17 protein-coding genes are annotated in these 16231 nt (G+C 69.9%); 12 read left to right on the forward strand and 5 right to left on the reverse strand.

Annotated features, from left to right (window positions below; translation table 11 throughout):
• Window position 1 precedes the first annotated feature (1 nt).
• The 3 genes from MMF96_RS00865 to MMF96_RS00875 are packed head-to-tail and all read right to left on the reverse strand — an operon-like array spanning window position 2 to window position 3785.
• Entirely contained in the window at window positions 2–2035 is a 2034-nt protein-coding gene (locus MMF96_RS00865; RefSeq protein WP_176615342.1) for a fructose-specific PTS transporter subunit EIIC, read from the reverse strand.
• Window positions 2032–3000, reverse strand: coding sequence for a 1-phosphofructokinase family hexose kinase (locus MMF96_RS00870; RefSeq protein ID WP_256882240.1), 969 nt, complete (start codon window positions 2998–3000; stop codon window positions 2032–2034). Before MMF96_RS00870 ends, MMF96_RS00865 begins: the two co-directional genes overlap by 4 nt.
• Window positions 2997–3785: a DeoR/GlpR family DNA-binding transcription regulator gene (locus MMF96_RS00875; protein WP_176615340.1), complete on the reverse strand. Its 789-nt coding sequence runs from the start codon at window positions 3783–3785 to the stop codon at window positions 2997–2999. Before MMF96_RS00875 ends, MMF96_RS00870 begins: the two co-directional genes overlap by 4 nt.
• 273 nt (window positions 3786–4058) lie before the next feature.
• Between MMF96_RS00875 and MMF96_RS00880 the strand changes: the two genes are divergently transcribed.
• From MMF96_RS00880 to MMF96_RS00890, 3 genes are all read left to right on the forward strand, one after another.
• Entirely contained in the window at window positions 4059–4427 is a 369-nt protein-coding gene (locus tag MMF96_RS00880) for an alpha/beta hydrolase (protein WP_306295613.1), read from the forward strand.
• A gap of 108 nt (window positions 4428–4535) precedes the next feature.
• Window positions 4536–4973: a DUF2871 domain-containing protein gene (locus MMF96_RS00885; RefSeq protein WP_256882241.1), complete on the forward strand. Its 438-nt coding sequence runs from the start codon at window positions 4536–4538 to the stop codon at window positions 4971–4973.
• A 98-nt stretch (window positions 4974–5071) separates the two neighbouring features.
• A complete protein-coding gene (locus tag MMF96_RS00890) occupies window positions 5072–5896 on the forward strand; it encodes a hypothetical protein (protein WP_256882242.1) in 825 nt (274 codons plus the stop codon).
• Window positions 5897–5999: 103 nt separating this feature from the next.
• Here the strand turns inward: MMF96_RS00890 and MMF96_RS00895 are convergent, their stop codons facing one another.
• Window positions 6000–7286, reverse strand: a complete 1287-nt coding sequence (locus tag MMF96_RS00895) for a DUF445 domain-containing protein (protein ID WP_256882243.1) — start codon at window positions 7284–7286, stop codon at window positions 6000–6002.
• Window positions 7287–7308: 22 nt separating this feature from the next.
• Here MMF96_RS00895 and MMF96_RS00900 point away from each other — a divergent pair, with 22 nt between their 5' ends.
• From MMF96_RS00900 to MMF96_RS00935, 8 genes are all read left to right on the forward strand, one after another.
• Window positions 7309–8181 carry a glycerophosphodiester phosphodiesterase family protein gene (locus MMF96_RS00900; protein ID WP_256882244.1) on the forward strand — a complete coding sequence of 291 codons (873 nt, stop codon included), beginning with the start codon at window positions 7309–7311 and terminating at the stop codon, window positions 8179–8181.
• Between the two features lie 33 nt (window positions 8182–8214).
• On the forward strand, window positions 8215–10092 hold the full coding sequence (locus tag MMF96_RS00905; protein WP_256882245.1) for a glycoside hydrolase family 15 protein: 1878 nt from the start codon (window positions 8215–8217) through the stop codon (window positions 10090–10092).
• 79 nt (window positions 10093–10171) lie between these two features.
• The gene (locus MMF96_RS00910; protein ID WP_256882246.1) at window positions 10172–10987 is read left to right on the forward strand and encodes an AzlC family ABC transporter permease; all 816 of its coding nucleotides are present in this window, start codon (window positions 10172–10174) and stop codon (window positions 10985–10987) included.
• Window positions 10984–11295, forward strand: a complete 312-nt coding sequence (locus MMF96_RS00915; protein WP_256882247.1) for an AzlD domain-containing protein — start codon at window positions 10984–10986, stop codon at window positions 11293–11295. The genes MMF96_RS00910 and MMF96_RS00915 overlap by 4 nt, the downstream gene beginning before the upstream one ends.
• Before the next feature lie 83 nt (window positions 11296–11378).
• Window positions 11379–11711 (forward strand): thiamine-binding protein, encoded by a 333-nt coding sequence (locus tag MMF96_RS00920; RefSeq protein WP_176615333.1) that lies wholly within the window; start codon window positions 11379–11381, stop codon window positions 11709–11711.
• A gap of 67 nt (window positions 11712–11778) precedes the next feature.
• Window positions 11779–12447, forward strand: a complete 669-nt coding sequence (locus MMF96_RS00925) for an O-methyltransferase (protein WP_176615332.1) — start codon at window positions 11779–11781, stop codon at window positions 12445–12447.
• Window positions 12448–12468: 21 nt separating this feature from the next.
• On the forward strand, window positions 12469–12741 hold the full coding sequence (locus MMF96_RS00930; protein WP_256882248.1) for a hypothetical protein: 273 nt from the start codon (window positions 12469–12471) through the stop codon (window positions 12739–12741).
• Window positions 12741–13598 carry a spermidine synthase gene (locus tag MMF96_RS00935; protein WP_176615330.1) on the forward strand — a complete coding sequence of 286 codons (858 nt, stop codon included), beginning with the start codon at window positions 12741–12743 and terminating at the stop codon, window positions 13596–13598. Before MMF96_RS00930 ends, MMF96_RS00935 begins: the two co-directional genes overlap by 1 nt.
• A 19-nt stretch (window positions 13599–13617) precedes the next feature.
• On the opposite strand, the gene MMF96_RS00940 is transcribed toward MMF96_RS00935, so the two are convergent.
• Window positions 13618–15060 carry an amino acid permease gene (locus MMF96_RS00940; protein ID WP_256882249.1) on the reverse strand — a complete coding sequence of 481 codons (1443 nt, stop codon included), beginning with the start codon at window positions 15058–15060 and terminating at the stop codon, window positions 13618–13620.
• Between the two features lie 230 nt (window positions 15061–15290).
• Between MMF96_RS00940 and MMF96_RS00945 the strand changes: the two genes are divergently transcribed.
• Window positions 15291–16103 (forward strand): IclR family transcriptional regulator, encoded by an 813-nt coding sequence (locus tag MMF96_RS00945; RefSeq protein ID WP_256127656.1) that lies wholly within the window; start codon window positions 15291–15293, stop codon window positions 16101–16103.
• Window positions 16104–16231: the final 128 nt, after the last annotated feature.

The following is a 16231-nucleotide window of genomic DNA, read 5'->3' on the forward strand; positions in this document are numbered from 1 at the left end:
GTTAGTAGCTGCCCTGGCGCACAAGCTCCGGTGCGGCCACACTATCAACGGGCTTGCGCACTGCCCAGCGCTTGAGGGCCACCACGGCGAGGGCGGCAACCACCGTGCCGACCAGGATTGAGCCGAAGAACATGCCCACGTTGCCGATGGCGAAGAAGACGAAGATTCCGCCGTGCGGCGCCTGCGAGGTGACGTGGAAGGCCATGGAGAGGGCACCGGTGACGGCACCGCCGAGCATGGTGGCCGGGATGACGCGGAACGGGTCCGCGGCGGCAAACGGGATGGCTCCTTCGGAGATGAACGATGCGCCCAGCAGCCAGGCGGCCTTGCCGTTTTCACGCTCGGCCAGGGAGAAGCGCTTCTTGTCCAGCACCGTGGCCAGGGCCATGGCCAGCGGCGGGACCATGCCGGCGGCCATGACGGCTGCCATGATCTCCCACGGGGCGTGGTTCAGGGCCGAGCCGGCACCCAGTCCGGCGACGGCGAACGCGTAGGCCACCTTGTTGACCGGGCCGCCAAGGTCGAAGCACATCATGAGGCCCAGGATGATTCCCAGCACGACGGCGGACGCGCCGGACATGCCTGTCAGCCAGTGGTTCAGGCCGTTGGAGAGCGCGGCGATGGGGCCGCCGAGGAACAACAGCATGGCTCCGGAGGCGATGATGGAGCCCAGCAGCGGGATGATGACCACGGGCATGAGGCCGCGCAGCCAGCGTGGCACCTGCCAGGTGCCGATCCAGTAGGCGGCGAGGCCGGCCAGCAGGCCGCCCACCAGGCCGCCAAGGAAGCCGGCGCCCATGAACACGGCCACGGCACCGGCGGTGAAGCCTGGTGCGATGCCGGGGCGGTCTGCGATGCCGAACGCGATGTAGCCTGCCAGCGCCGGGACCAGGAAGCCCATGGAGAGCCCGCCGATCTTGAACGCCACGGCACCCAAATACAACAGGAGGTTGCCGCCGTCGGGCAGGTTCAGCAGCGTGTTGTTGGCCAGGATGTGGTCCGCCTGGCCGTTCAGGCCCAGCCCGTAGCCGCCCAGCAGGAAGCCGAGGGCGATCAGCAGCCCGCCGCCGGCCACGAACGGGATCATGTAGCTGACGCCGGTCAGCAGGACCTTCTTGACCTTGGTGCCCAGGTGTTCGCCGGCCACTTCCGCATTGTGCTCGGCTGCCTCTTCGGCGCCAAAGTGCGGCACACGGTGCGCGTGCGGGTCCGTGGCGGCGGCGAGGGCTTCCTGGATCATCTTGGCGGGTTCGTCAATGCCGCGCTTGACCGGGGCGTTGATGACGGGCTTGCCGGCAAAGCGCTCCTTGCCGCGCACGTCCACGTCCACCGCGAAGATCACGGCGTCCGCCGCGGCGATCACGGCCGGGTCCAGCGGGGTCACGGCCCCGGAGCCCTGCGTTTCCACCTGCAGTTCGATGCCGGCCTCCCTGGCCGCCTCGACCAGCGAGTCCGCGGCCATGTAGGTGTGGGCGATGCCCGTGGGGCACGCCGTCACGGCGACGAGGCGCTTGGGTGCCGCGGCGGCCGGTGCCGGGGTGGCGGCGGCAGCTGCGGGGGCCGCCGCCGGGACGTCGGCCGGCTTCTCGGCCAGGGCGCCGTCCACGAGGGCCACAATCTCGGCCGGGGTGGCGGCCGCCCGCAGGGCCGCGGTGAAGTCCTTCTTAATGAGGGAGCGGGCCAGCTTGGACAGCAGCTTGAGGTGTTCGTTGTCCGCGCCGGCGGGGGCGGCGATGAAGAAGACGATGTCCGCCGGGCCGTCCTTGGCGCCGAAGTCCACGGCCGGGGCCAGCCGGGCCATGGCCAGGGTGGCTTCCAGGACGGACTCGGAGCGGCAGTGCGGGATGGCGATGCCGCCGGGCACACCCGTGGCGGTTTTTTGTTCGCGGGCCAGGGCGTCGGCGTACAGCCCGTCGACTCCGGTGGCCCGGCCGGCGCCGGCCACCATGCCGGCAAGGTTGCGGATCACGGCAGAGGTGTCGGCGCCGAGGTTGGCGTCCAGCACCACCAGGTCGGTGTTGATCAATGTGGTCATGAGAGTTCTCCAAGACGTGCGTCCAGGGCCGTCACGGTGACGGCGTCGGGGTGGGTTTGGTGCAATGCGGGAACCAGGGTTCCGGGGAGGGAAGCAGCGGCCGCCCCATGGGCCACTGCCTGCTGCAGGCATGCTTCGGGGGAGTCCCCGCGCAGCGTGCCCAACAGATATCCGGCGAGGGCGGAATCGCCTGCGCCGACGGTGCTTCGGGCAACGATTGCCGGCCCTGCGGCCAGCCAGCTGCCGGCGGCCGTGACCAGCACGGCCCCCTTTGATCCCAGTGTGGCCAGCACGGCGGCCGTGCCGCGGTCCACGAGGGCTTGCGCGGCGGCGGCCGCCAGGGAGGGATCCTCCTCCAGTGACGGACCGTCGCCAATTCCTGTCAGTTCGGCCAGCTCCTCGGCGTTGGGCTTGAGGAGGTCGGGGGCCGCGGCCACGCTGTCCGCCAGCGGTGCGCCGGAGGAGTCCACCGCGATGCGGGGCGCCGCTGCGCCGTACCGGGCACGGACGGCGGAAATCACCTGGGCGTAAAAACCGCTGGGCGCCCCCGGCGGGAGGGAACCGGCCAGCACCAGCCAGGCGGCGCCGTCGGACTTCTCCACGGCCAGGTCCAGCAGCGAGGCGAGCTGGATGGCGGAGAGCGCCGGGCCCGGCTCATTGACCTTCGTGGTGGTGCCGTCGGGCTCGGTGACGGCCACGTTGCTGCGCAGCGGCGCACCGATGGGCAGCGACACGTGCGGGATGTCCTCCCGCAGCAGGGCCAGCACCACGTCATCGCTCGCGTCCCCCGGCAGCAGGGCCAGGGAGTCGGCACCGGAGACGGTCAGGGCGCGGACAATGTTCACGCCCTTGCCGCCCGGGTGCGATGAGGCGGCAACGGCACGCTGCACCTCGCCGCGCTCGAGCCGGCCGGAAAGTTCGATGGTGCGGTCCAGGCTGGGGTTGGGGGTCAGGGTGAGAATCATGCCACGACCACCTCGACGCCGGCGGCTTCCAGTGCCGCGGCGAGATCGGGGGCGGGGGCTGCTGTGGTGATCAGGGTGTCGACCTCTTCAAGGGTGGCAAAGCGGACAAGGGTTTCGGCGCCGAGCTTGGACGCGTCGGCGAGAATGACAATTTGGCGCGCGGCCCGGACCATGGCTGTCTTCGTGGCGGCCTCGACGGGGTCCGGCGTGCTCAGGCCAAAGTCGGCGTGGACGCCGTTGGCGCCGAGGAACGCGATGTCGGGGCGGAGGGCGCCGAGCTGTTCGGTGGCACGCGCCCCGACCACGGCGCTGGTCAGCCCGCGGACGCGGCCGCCGAGGATGTCCAGCAGCAGGTGGCTGTTGTTGCCCAGCGTGGTGGCGATGGGCAACGAGTTGGTGATGGCCAGGAGTTCGTCGCCGCTGTTGGCGGGGGTCCAGCCGGCGAGCTTGTCGGCCAGGGCGGCCGTGGTGCTGCCGGAATCCAGCAGGATGGACACGGTCTCCGCGTGGGGGATCAGGGCCAGGGCGGCGTCCGCGATCCGCTGCTTTTCATCCAGCCGCCGGCTTTGGCGCTCGGTGAGGCTGGATTCGGAGCGGCTGAGCCGGTCCAGGGCCACGGCGCCGCCGTGCACGCGCCGCAGGATGCGGCCGTCCTCGAGGGTGGCCAGGTCGCGGCGGACGGTTTCCTGGGTGATGGAAAAAAGGCCGGCCAGCTCGTTGACGCCGACGCGGCCCTGCTCGTCGACAAGTTCGGCGATGCGCTGGTGCCGTTCTTCTGCAAACATGGCGCTCCTTCTTCCCTTCCCTGTCACGTGACGGGCATCACGTGATGTTGTTTCAGATCACTTTATCTGCGTTCATCTTTGTTTGTCAACATGAAACCACATAAACACAGATTCGGGTTTCTCGGGGTCGTTTCCGCCGAGGAAGGGGCCAACCGGTGAGGAAGGTGTGAAGCAACCCCTTTCTCGCGGGTTGTCCCCTGTTTCGCGGATCCGGTTGCTCATGCTCCAGGGCTACGGTTCCAGCGAGGCCCGCATGGCTGCGCTCTTCAATGCATGCCCCACGGCTTCAGTTCCGTCTCCCTCCTGGGCTTTTCGCAGGGCATGGCCATGGCCACCACGTTGATGCGGCCTGCCGCGTTCGCGGCCGGCGTGGGGCTTTCCGGCTTTGTGCTGCACAACGAACTGCTCGGCGCGCTGGAACCGCTCGAGCCGAAGGTCCCGTTTTACTGGGCCAGGGACACGGCGGAGCTGGTCATCAACCCCGACGCCACGGCGTTCACGGCAGAATGGCTGGCCGCCAACACGGAGCTTTCCCAGGCGCACTATCCCGGCCTGGGCCACAACACCGGCCCCGTGGAACTCCGCGATGCCGCCGCGTTCCTGGCCGGCCTCGTCCCCGGCCCGTTCGTGCCCCGCGGGTAGGGTGTGCGGCACGGCGGCTCAACCAAAAGGTGGATGGCCGGCGTCGGGCGCGTTCCTAAGGCTGGAAGCAAAGGCACGACCAGGGGCCCTCCAGCAAAGGACACCCCCATGAAGAAGCTCTTTTACGCATCGTTCGCCTGCCTGGCCCCCGGCATGCTCTCCGGCCTGTTTTACCGCGAATTCTCCATGGGGAAGGACGTCACCGGCTTCACGCAGCTTTCCGTGGTCCACACCCACCTGCCCACGCTTGGCTTCATCGTGCTGCTGGCAGTGCTCATCCTGGAGAAGCTGTTCACCCCGTCCGGATCGCACCTGTTCAGCTGGTTCTTCGCCACCTACAACGCCGGGCCCGTGCTGACCTGTGCCATGCCGCTGGTCCACGGCATGCTCCAGGTCGACGGCGCCGCAACCGTCTCCGCCGCCATCGCGGGCCTGGGCCACATCCTGCCCACCGCCGTGGTGCTGCTGTTCCCGGCCCTGCGCAGGCGCCTGTCCGGTGCCACCGTGAAGCACGACGCCGGAACCCCCGCCGCGCTCGCAGGCTGAGTCCCGAGGGGGCGGCCGGGGCGGCGGTCCGGCCCGTTCCCGACGTCCGCCAAGCATGGGCGGCTACGCTGGGAACACGTCAACAGTCAGGGGAACCCATGGCACGCAAGGATCTGGAAAGCGCCGGAAGGGGCAGCTCCGACGGGAAGCCGAATCCCGCCGTCGGGCTGGCCGCGGCGGCCGCCTTTGATGCAAAGGGCAGGCCGCGCCCGGCCGTGCACGGGATGCTGTTAAAGGCCGTCGAGGTCCAGCGGCCGCTCGTGCTGGCCAACCTGCGGCGGCTGCACGCCAGGCACCCGGACGCCACGGCCCATGAGCTCAGCCAGCGGCTCGGGCGGGAGTTTCTCAACGGGGTCGGCGCGGGCGGCGCGGCCATCGGCGCCACGGCCATCATCCCCGGCGTGGGCACCGTGGCGGCGCTGTCCATCTCCGCCGCGGCCACCGTGGTGTTCCTGGAGGCAACCGCCCTGTATGCCCAGTCCGTGGCCGAACTCCACGGGGTCCGGCTCGCCGACCCAGAACGGGCGCAACTGACCGTCATGGCGATCATCCTCGGCGACGAGGGCACGGCCCTGCTCTCCGGGCTGACCGGCCACGCCCTCGGCAACGGCAAGACGCCCATGCAGGCGTGGGGCAGGACGGTCAGCAAGTCCATGCCGCTCTCCGCCGTCAAGGGGGTCATCGCCTCGATGCAGAAGAAGTTCCTGAAGAAGATCGCGGTCAGGGGCGGCGCGTCCGTGGTGGGCAAGGCCCTGCCGTTTGGCATCGGCGCCGCCGTGGGCGGGGCGGGCAACTACATGATGGGCCGGGCCGTCATCCGGTCCACGGAGCGCGCGTTCGGCCCCGCCCCGCTGGAAATCCCGGCAGGGCTGCTGGCCGAGCTCGACACCGGCAGGCCGCGGAAGGCCCTGCGCCGGCGCTGACCCGCGTGCCGCAGCCGGCCTGTGCCGGCAACCAGGTCGCAGTAAATGCGGCGGAAAGCGGTTGCACTGGCCCGAATTCTGTAACTACTGCGACCCAGTTGGATCAGCGGAAAACCAGGGTCGCGACGGTGGAGATGGCCAGGCCCGCGAGGGAGCCCACCACGGTGCCGTTGATGCGGATGAACTGCAGGTCCTTGCCCACCTGCAGCTCGATTTTCTCGCTGGTTTCCACCGCGTCCCAGCGCTCCACGGTGTCCGTGATGATGGAGGCGATCTCGTGCTTGTAGGTGCGCACCAGGTAGGAGGCGGCGTCGGAAATCCACGCGTTGGCCTTGCCGGCCAGTTCCTCGTCGGTGGCCAGGCGGGTGCCGAACTCCTGCACGGCCGCGGTGAACTTCAACCGCAGCTCCGACGCCGGATCCTCGACGGCGTCAAACAGGGCCGTCTTGATGGTCTCCCACGTGCGCCCGGCGAGGTCGCGGACCTCGGGATCGCCCAGCACCTGCGCCTTGATGTTTTCGGCCCGGGCGATTATGGCCGGATCGTGCTGGAGTTCCTGCGCGAGCTCGGCCAGGTACTTGTCCAGCTGGACGCGCAGGTCGTGGTGGGGGTCATGCTGGACGGCCCGGGCAAACTTGTACAGCTCGGTGTAGATCTTGTCGCCCACCAGCCCGTCCACGAACTGCGGCACCCAGCTGGGGGACCGGTCGGAGACCAGTCCGGCGATGGTGTCGTGGTTGGCCTGGATCCACAGGGTGGAGCGGTCCACGAGCAGGTCCACGAGGGCGTGGTGGTGGCCGTCGGCGAAGACCCGCTCGGCCACCTTCCCGATGGGCGGGCCCCACGGCGGGTCGACCAGGTGCTTGCGGACCATGGATTCGATGATGTCGCGGACGTCGTCGTCCTTCAGGACTGCCATGGCGCCGCGCATCGCGGCCGCCCCCTCGGTGGCCACGCGCTGGGCGCTGGCGGGACGGGACAGCCAGGCGCCCGCCTTCTGGGCAATCTGCGTCTTGGCCAGCTTCTCCGCCACGACGGATTCGGAGAGGAAGTTTGTCTCCACGAATTCGCCCAGCGACGCGCCGATCTCATCCTTGCGGTTGGGGATGATGGCCGTGTGCGGGATCTTCAGGCCCATGGGGTACTTGAACAGCGCGGTGACGGCAAACCAGTCGGCCAGGGCGCCCACCATGCCGCCCTCGGTGGCCGCCTGCACATACGCCAGCCACGGGTAGTCGCGCCGGAAGGCGAAGGCCAGGCAAAAGACCACGGCCATGGCGACCAGCAGCCCCAGGGCAATGTTCTTCATCCGGCGCAGCGCGGCGGCCTTGACTGCGTCGGGGTCCGGAACCGGCGACGGGAGCGTGCCGGGCTGTTGTGTTTGCGCCATGCTGCAAGCGTAGCGTGATGCCATGGACGTGAAGATATTTGCCCACCGCGGAGCCAGCAGCACCTATGCCGAACACACCCGCGCCGCCTACCTCCAGGCCCTGGCCGACGGCGCCGACGGGGTGGAGTGCGATCTCCACCTCACCGCCGACGGCGCCTTGGTGCTGATCCACGACGACGATCTGGACCGCACCTCCAACGGCACCGGCCCCGTGGCGGACCGCACGCTGGCGGAGTTGCGCGAACTGGACTTTGCCTCCTGGAAGGGCGCCACCATCCCGCCCGAATACGGTGGCACCGCCGGGCAGCTGCTGACGCTGGACGAGCTGCTGGACATCCTGGCGGGCGCCGGCCGGGCGGTGCGGCTGGCCATAGAGTTCAAGTACGGGGCGTTCTTTGACGCCGGCCTGGTGGACGCCGCCCTGGACCGGCTGGCGGCCCGCGGCTGGAACGCCACGGATTCCGTGGCCGGCAACGTGGAGGTGTCCTTCATGAGCTTCCATCCCGAGGCCGTGAAGTACCTGGCCGAACGGGTCCCGGCGGCGCAGCTGTGCCAGCTGCTGGAGGAAGTGGAGGTGGCTGAGCTGCGCGAGGAGCTCGACGTCGGCCCCATCGCCGGGCACACCCTGGCCTTCATCCTGGGCCGTGCCCAGGCGGCGGGCGAGGGCCTGCTGGACGACGGCACGGCCGGGCTGGCCGGGCCCGGCGTGGACTACCTGCGCGCCAACCCGGAAAACGCGGCCCGCTGGCTGGCCGCGGGACGGACCCTGCGCGTGTGGACCGTGGACTCCGCCGAGGACCTCCGGCTGTGCCTGGCAGCCGGCGTGGCCGAGGTGACCACCAACCGTACGGCCGAAATGAGGGCCATGCTGGGGCGGGCGGTCGAGACCGCCTGAGCCGGGGCAGGCGCCCTGTTTGAACCGGGCCGCGTGTGGTTGCATGGACACATGGCCTCACGGATTGAAGACTACGCATTGCTTTCCGATCTCCACACCGGCGCCCTGGTGGGACGGGACGGCAGCCTGGACTGGCTGTGCTTTCCGCGCTTTGACTCCCCGGCGGTGTTCACGGCCCTGCTGGGGGATGAAAAAAACGGCCGCTGGCGGCTGGCCCCCACGAAGGGCAGGGTGGTCTCGCGCCACTATGTGGAGAACACCTTTGTGCTGGAAACGCTGTGGGAAAGCGCCACCGGCACCGCCGTGGTCACCGAATTCATGCCGATCGGGGACCGCCGCGCCTCCGTGGTGCGCCGGATCGACGGCATCACCGGGACCGTGGAATTCACCCAGGAGATCACCATCCGCCCGGGCTACGGCAAGGTGCTGCCCTGGGTGCGGCGCGTCCACCATGCCGCGGGCCGCTCCGTCATCGTTGCCGTGGCCGGACCGGACGCACTGCTGCTGCGCGGCCAGGAGCTGCCGCGCGCCGTCGACCACAAGCACGGCGGCAATTTCACGGTGGTTGCCGGCGAACGGGTGGAGCAGGAACTGGTCTGGTACCCCTCCCACCGGACCGTCCCGCGTGACATCAACCTGGACTCCGCCCTGGCCTCGACGCTTGACTACTGGAACGACTGGGCGGCCAAGTACAACCAGGACGGCAAGTATGCCCACCTCGTGAAACGTTCCATGCTGGTGCTGCGGGCACTGACACACGAGGACACCGGCGGGATTGTGGCGGCCCCCACCACCTCGCTTCCTGAGGACTTTGGCGGGCCCCGCAACTGGGACTACCGTTTTTGCTGGTTGCGCGACGCCGCCCTGACTCTGGAGGCCATGCTCACGCACGGCTACGAAAAAGTGGCCCTGAAGTGGCGCGACTGGCTGCTGCGCGCCGTGGCCGGGGACCCCGAGGACCTGCAGATCATGTACGGGGTGGGAGGGGAACGTGACTTGCCCGAGGCGGTCCTGGACCACCTGCCCGGCTACGAGGGCGCCGGCCCCGTCCGCATTGGCAACGGGGCCGTGGGGCAGTACCAGGCCGACGTCGTCGGTGAAGTCCTGGTGGCGCTGGAGAAGCTGCGGCGGGCCGGCGGCGAGGAAGACCACTTCTCCTGGCCCCTGCAACTGGCCATGCTGAAGTTTGTGGAGCGGCACCTGGCCGACAAGGACCATGGCATCTGGGAGATGCGCGGCGACCTCCAGCACTTCACCCATTCACGGGTCATGATGTGGGCGGCGTTTGACTGCGGCGTCCGCGCCGTCCGGGACCACGGGCTGACGGGGCCCGTGGAGCGGTGGGAGGAACTCTGCGGGCAGCTGCGGGCCGAAATCATGGAAAACGGCTTCAACGCCGAACTCAACAGCTTTACCCAGACCTACGGCGGCACGGCCACCGACGCCTCGCTGCTGGTCATTCCGCAGGTGGGGTTTGTGGCCTACGATTCGCCGGAGATGCTCGGCACCGTGGCGGCGTTGGAGAAGGAGCTCGTGGACAGCCACGGGATGATCCTGCGCTACGAGACGAAGTTTGGGCTGGACGGACTGGCCCCGGGGGAGCACCCCTTCCTGGCCTGCTCGTTCTGGCTCGTGGAACAGTATGCACACTCCGGCCGGAACGACGACGCCGTGGCCCTCATGGACAAGCTCGTGGGCCTGGCCAACGAGGTGGGCCTGTTGAGCGAGGAGTACTCGGTGGAGGACGGACGGATGGCCGGGAACTTCCCCCAGGCCTTCTCCCACCTGGCGCTGGTGCGGGCGGCCGATGCGCTGCACGGCACCGAGCAGCTGAGCATGGCGTCCGATGGCGGCGACGGCGCGCGGGAATCGGGCCGCCCGGCGCCGGCGCGGCAGGAGACGGCGTCCTGACGTGTAACCATGGAACGGTGAAAAAAAGAATTGTTGGGCGCCCTGCCGCCGGGCACAGGGCCCCGGGCGTCCGCCGGCCATGAGGCTCAGGGACTCACCCGCCGCGAAGATCGGCGCGTCCATTGCCATCGCCACGGGGCTGTACGGCATCTCCTTCGGGGCATTGTCGGTGGCGTCGGGGCTGGACTTTTGGCAGACCATGGCGCTGAGCCTGCTGCTGTTCAGCGGCGGCTCGCAGTTTGCCTTCATCGGGGTCGTGGCCGGCGGCGGCACGGGCCTTGCGGCCATGAGCGCCTCCGCGCTGCTGGGCATCCGCAACGGCGTGTACGGCATGCAGCTGAACGCGCTGATGCGCCCCACCGGGTGGCGCCGCTTTGCCGCCGCCCAGGTCACGATCGACGAATCCACGGCCACCGCCACCGGCCAAAGTGATCCGGCGGAGCAAAGGCGCGGCTTCTGGGTGGCCGGTCTGGGCATATACCTGCTATGGAATGTCTTTACGGCCGCGGGCGCCTTCCTGGGCGACGCCCTCGGCGACCCCAAGCAGTGGGGCCTGGACGGGGCCGCCGTGGCGGCGTTCCTGGGCCTGCTGTGGCCGCGGATCCGCGCGTTCCAGCCGGCGGCGATCGCGGCGGTCTGCGCCGTGGTGACGCTGCTGGCCGTGCCGTTTGTTGCCCCGGGCGTGCCGATCCTGGTCGCGGCGCTGGTGGCCGGGCTGATCGGCTGGTTCCGGCGCGGGGGCACCCCCGGCCATGCCCCAGGGCATGTTGGCGACGGCATGGAACCGGACATTGAGCCGTACCGGCACGCCGCGAACCGTGGTGGCGAAAGCGATGGGCTCGCGGCCGGCGCACCGGCCGGCAAACCGGCCGGCGGGGCAGGGGGTGCGCAGTGAACCTGTGGCTGTGGCTGCTGGTGGCCGTTGTCCTGGCCTATGCCACCAAGCTCCTGGGCTACCTGGTGCCGGCCAAGGTGCTGGCCAACCCCCGGATGTCGCGCGTGGCGGGGACCCTGACCATCGGGCTGCTGGCGTCGCTGACCGTGGTCAACGCGGCGGCGAGCGGGACCGCCGTCGTCCTGGATGCGCGCGCGGGGGCGCTGGTGGCGGCGGCCGTGGCGCTGTGGCTCAAGGCGCCGTTCCTCGTGGTGGTGATCGTCGGCGCCCTGGCCGCCGCCGGGCTGCGGCTGCTCGGCTGGCCCTGAGGCAGGGCCCGGCCCTGGGACACGGGCGCCGGATGCCGGCCGGGGCAATAATGGAGGGAACACCCAATGTTGAGGAGAAACCCATGATCGTGGCATTTTCAGTGGCACCCAGCGGCACGCCAGGGGACACGCCGGCCGGCACGGGCGATGACGCCTCGGTCCACACGGCCGTGGCCGCCGCCGTCAAGGTGGTGCGTGAGTCCGGCCTGCCCAACCGCACCAGTTCGATGTTCACCGAGATCGAAGGGGAGTGGGACGAGGTCATGGACGTGGTCAAGCGCGCCACCGAGGCGGCGGGCCGCTTCGGCAGCCGCGTGTCCCTGGTGCTGAAGGCGGACATCCGCCCCGGCCACACGGGCGAGCTCACCGGCAAGGTGGCGCGGCTGGAAAACGCGCTGGGATCGCTGCGGGGCTAGCCGGCGCAGACCGTCCCGCAGCGGCCGGGACCTGTCCGAACGGCGCCCGGGGGCCTACGCTGGGACCATGGTTGAGCATCAGCGCGGCCCCGGCTGGGCCGAGGTCGAGGAATACCTGTCCACCACGCTCGTGCGGGGCGGCGAAGGCATGGAGGCGGTGATTTCCAGCATCGACGCCGCCGGCATGCCCCGGATCGAGGTGGCGCCCACGGCCGGGAAGCTGCTCATGCTGCTGGCCCGGATCCAGGGCGCCCGGCGCGTGCTGGAGATCGGCACGCTGGCCGGGTTCAGCACCATCTGGCTGGCCCGCGGGCTGCCCGCCGACGGCCACGTCACCACCTGCGAGTTCCTGCCCGGGCACGCCGCCGTGGCCCGCAAAAACCTCGACGCCGCCGGGGTGGGCGCCATGGTGGACATCCGGGTGGGCCCGGCGCTGGAGACCCTGCCCACGCTGGCGGGCGGGGAGCCGTACGATTTTGTGTTCATCGACGCGGACAAGGGCAACGACACGGCGTATTTGCAATGGGCGCTGAAGCTGACCCGCCCCGGCAGCGTCATCGTCATGGACAACGTCGTCTGGGAGGGCACCATCCTGGACCCCGGCGATGACCCGGACGCCGCCGCCATCCGCGCCGCGCTCGACTTCATGGGCGCCAACGCGTCCCTGGAGGCCACCGCCATCCAGACCGCGGGCTCGAAGGGCTGGGACGGCTTCGCGATTGCCGTGGTGAAGTAGCCGCTGCACTACGCTGGCAGAATGAGCATCGAGCTGCGCCCCGCCACCACCGACGATGCCGAAGCCGCCATGCGCCTGCACCTGCGCTGCCACGAGGAGGCGTACGGCCGGCGCCTGCCGCCGGAGTTCTTTGCCCGGCGCCGCCAGACGCTGCCCGGGCGCGTGGACAACCTCCGCAAGGCGATCGCGGAGGGACGCGCCCCCGTGCTGGCCGACGGCGTCCGCGACGTGTTGGGTGCCGACTGGCACCACCTCGCCGAGATCCGCATGGTCCGGCCCGCGGTGGAGGGCTGATGGGCCGCAAGCGCGCCCCGCGCACTGCAACGGCCCCCGTGGATGCCTCCCTGGCCGGGCCCGTTGCGGGCCTGCATGCCACCGACACCGGTACGGCGGAGCTGGTCCCTGACGGCGACAACCCCCACGGCTGGCTGCTGATGCTCAACGGCGTGCAAAGCTCGCACGTGGACCTGGCGGACCCGCTGCGCCTGGAATTTGAGTACATGCGCTGGATCATGGCGTTGGTCCAGGACCGCTGGCCCCCGGAGGCGAAGCTGCGGACGCTGAGCCTTGGCGGCGCGGCCTGCTCCATGCCCCGCTTCCTGGTGGCCGCCTACCCGGGCTCCCGCAATGTGGTGGTGGAGATTGACGGGAAGCTGGCCGCCCTGGTCCGCGACTGGTTTGGGCTGCCCCGGGCGCCGCTGTTGAAGATCCGGGTGGGCGAGGCCCGGCAGGTCACCGAATCCTTGACGGCCGGCAGCCGGGACCTCATCATCCGGGACGTGTTTGCCGGAGCGACAACACCGCACGCCCTGACCACCGCCGAGTTCACCGCCGCAGCGAAAAACGTGCTCAGCCCCGGTGGCGTCTACGTGGTCAACTGCGGGGACTCGCCGGCGCTCGCCACGGCCCGGCGCGAGGCTGCCACGATTGCGGCCGCCTTTGCCCACACGGCGATCATCGCGGACCCGCCCATGCTCAAGGGCCGCCGCTCCGGCAACATCATCATCGCCGGCAGCGACGCACCCCTGGGCGGCGGTGCCGGCCTGCCCCGGGCCCTGCTGCGCGGCGCCATGCCCGCCCGGCTCTGGGACGACGCCCAGGTGCGCCAATTCGGCCACAGCTCCGTGGTCCTCACCGACGCCGCCGGGTGACGCGGACCAGGCCCTGCCGTTAGCGGTACGCGGCAGTGCCCGCGTCCAGGCCGGCCACGGCGGCGGGCGCGGTTTCGTCGGGAAGGAGGGTCCGGCGTCGTCCGTCGCCGCGGACCCACAGGCGGAACGCCAGGACCAGCACGGCCAGCCAGGCCCCGCCCACCCACAGGGCCACGCGGGTGTCCGGGAAAGCGCCCAGCACCACCACGATCGCTGCCATGAACACGATGGTCAGGGCGGAGGCGAGGGGCCAGAGCGGAACCGGGAAGGCGGAGGGGGCCAGGGAGCCGCGGGCGATTTCGCGCTTCATCGCCACGTGCGACGCCAGGATCATGACCCACACCCAGACGGTGGCAAAGGTGGCGATCGAGGCGATGACCACGAACACCTCCTGCGGGATGACGGCGTTGAGCACCACGCCCACCAGCAGCACGCCGGTCATCATCACCACGGTCATCCACGGCACGCCCGTGCGTGAAATCCGCCCGAAGACGGCCGGTGCGTGGCCCTGGCGGGACAGGCCGAAGAGGATGCGGCCGGCGCCAAAGATGTCACTGTTGACGGCGGAGAGGGCGGCGGTGATGACCACGCCGTTCAGGATGTTGCCGGCCGCCGGGATGCCCAGGGAGGAGAAGATCTGCACGAACGGGCTGGTCTCGCCCGTGATGCGGTCCCATGGGAACAGGCTCATGAGCACGCCGATGGTCAGCACGTAGAACAGCAGCACACGCACCGGGACGGTGTTCACGGCCGACGGGATGGACCTGGCCGGGTCCGCCGCCTCGCCGGCTGTCACCCCGATCGTCTCGATCCCGCCGAAGGCAAACATGACGACGGCGAACGCGGCCATGAGCCCGCCCCAGCCGTGCGGCAGGAAACCGCCGTGCGCCACCAGGTTCCCCAGGCCCGGGGCGGACTGCGCGGCCTCGACGTGGAAGCCAAAGACGATGATGGCGGCGCCGCCGGCGATCATGGCGATGATCGCCGCCACCTTGATCAGCGAGAACCAAAATTCCAGTTCGCCGAACACCTTCACGCTGAGCAGGTTCAGGGCGGCCAGGAAGAAGATGATGGCCAGCACCCAGATCCAGCGGGGCACCCCGTGGAACCAGAATCCCATGTAGATGCTGAACGCGGTGACATCGGCAATGGCGACAATGGCCATTTCAAACACGTATGTCCAGCCGGTGATGAACCCGGCCAGGGGCCCCAGGTACCGGCCGGCGTACTGGCCAAAGGAGCCGGAGACCGGATGGCGCACGGCCATCTCGCCCAGGGCCCGCATCACCATGAAAACGGCCGCCCCGGCGACGATGTAGGCCAGCAGCACGGCCGGTCCGGCCTTTTGGATCGCGGAGGCGGAGCCGTAAAAGAGGCCCGTTCCGATGGCCGAGCCGAGTGCCATGAAGCGGATGTGGCGGGCGTTGAGCCCGCGGGTCAGCGAGAAGCCTGCGCTTTGCATGCAAAAACCTTTGGTGTGGGGGCCTGGCGGTCCAGGAGTGGCCTCCAGCACATCACGCCGCGAGCCGCCGTGACGCGCCTCACCAGGTGCTGCTGTCTCGGATTGGAGACCGCCCGCAAAAAGCCGGTAATCTGGTATTAGAGACTCGAATGTTCCACAGCGGCCCCGCTGCGCCGGCCGGATCGGCCAGTGTAGAGGAAGCAATGGACGCAGATCGCCGGCGAGGAACCATGACAGATGCAATGCAGGCCCCGCCCACCAGGCGGTCCCCCTCCAAGGTTCCCGCGGCGGACAACACGCTGCGCATCCTCAAGCTGCTCTCCGCCAAACGCGGGCCGCTGGCCGCATCCACCATCGCCACCACCCTGGACCTGCCGCGCTCCAGCGTGTACCACCTGTTGGGGGTCATGGAGGCCTCCGGCTTTGTCATGCACCTGCCGGAGGAACAGCGCTACGGCCTGGGCATTGCCGCCTTCGAGCTCAGCAGCGCCTACTCGCGGCAGGAGCCGCTGTCCCGGCTGGGCCGGCCGCTGCTGGCCGCGCTCGTTGACCGGATAGGCGAGAGCGCCCACCTGGCCGTGCTGCACGGGCGCGACGTGCTGTACATCGTGGAGGAGCGGGCCAAGCACCGCCCGTCCCTCGTGACCGACGTCGGCGTCCGCCTCCCCAGCCACCTCACCGCCAGCGGCCGCGCCATTTTGGCGGCGCTGCCCAAGTCGCAGGTCCGGGCCCTGTACCCCAACGCCGCCGCGTTCACCTCGCGCACCGAGGTCCCGGACCCCATCGGCAAGTACTCCACCCTCTCCGCCCACCTGGAGCAGGTCCGCCAGCGCGGCTACTCGACGGAAAACGGCGAGATCACCGAGGGCTTCGGCTCCGTCGCCGCGGCCGTGACGGACCACGTGGGCTGGCCCGTGGCGGCCGTGGCCGTGACGTTCCTGGCCGAGAAGGTGCCGCCGGGGGAGTGGCCGGCCCTGGCCCGGCGTGTCACCAAGGTTGCCGGCGAACTGTCCGTGCGGATCTACGGCCGCCGCGAAGGCTGAACCAGGCGCCGCAGCCGGCCCGCGCCGGGGCCCCGGCCGACTGTCTGGAATCCCGGACACTGCGGCGGCCGGGGGCCGGATTTCCCTGCCGTTAAGCGGAATAGTGGAAAGCGAGACCACTGCACAGC

The sequence above is a fragment of the Arthrobacter sp. STN4 genome, from assembly GCF_024539665.1.
GTDB lineage: Bacteria > Actinomycetota > Actinomycetes > Actinomycetales > Micrococcaceae > Specibacter.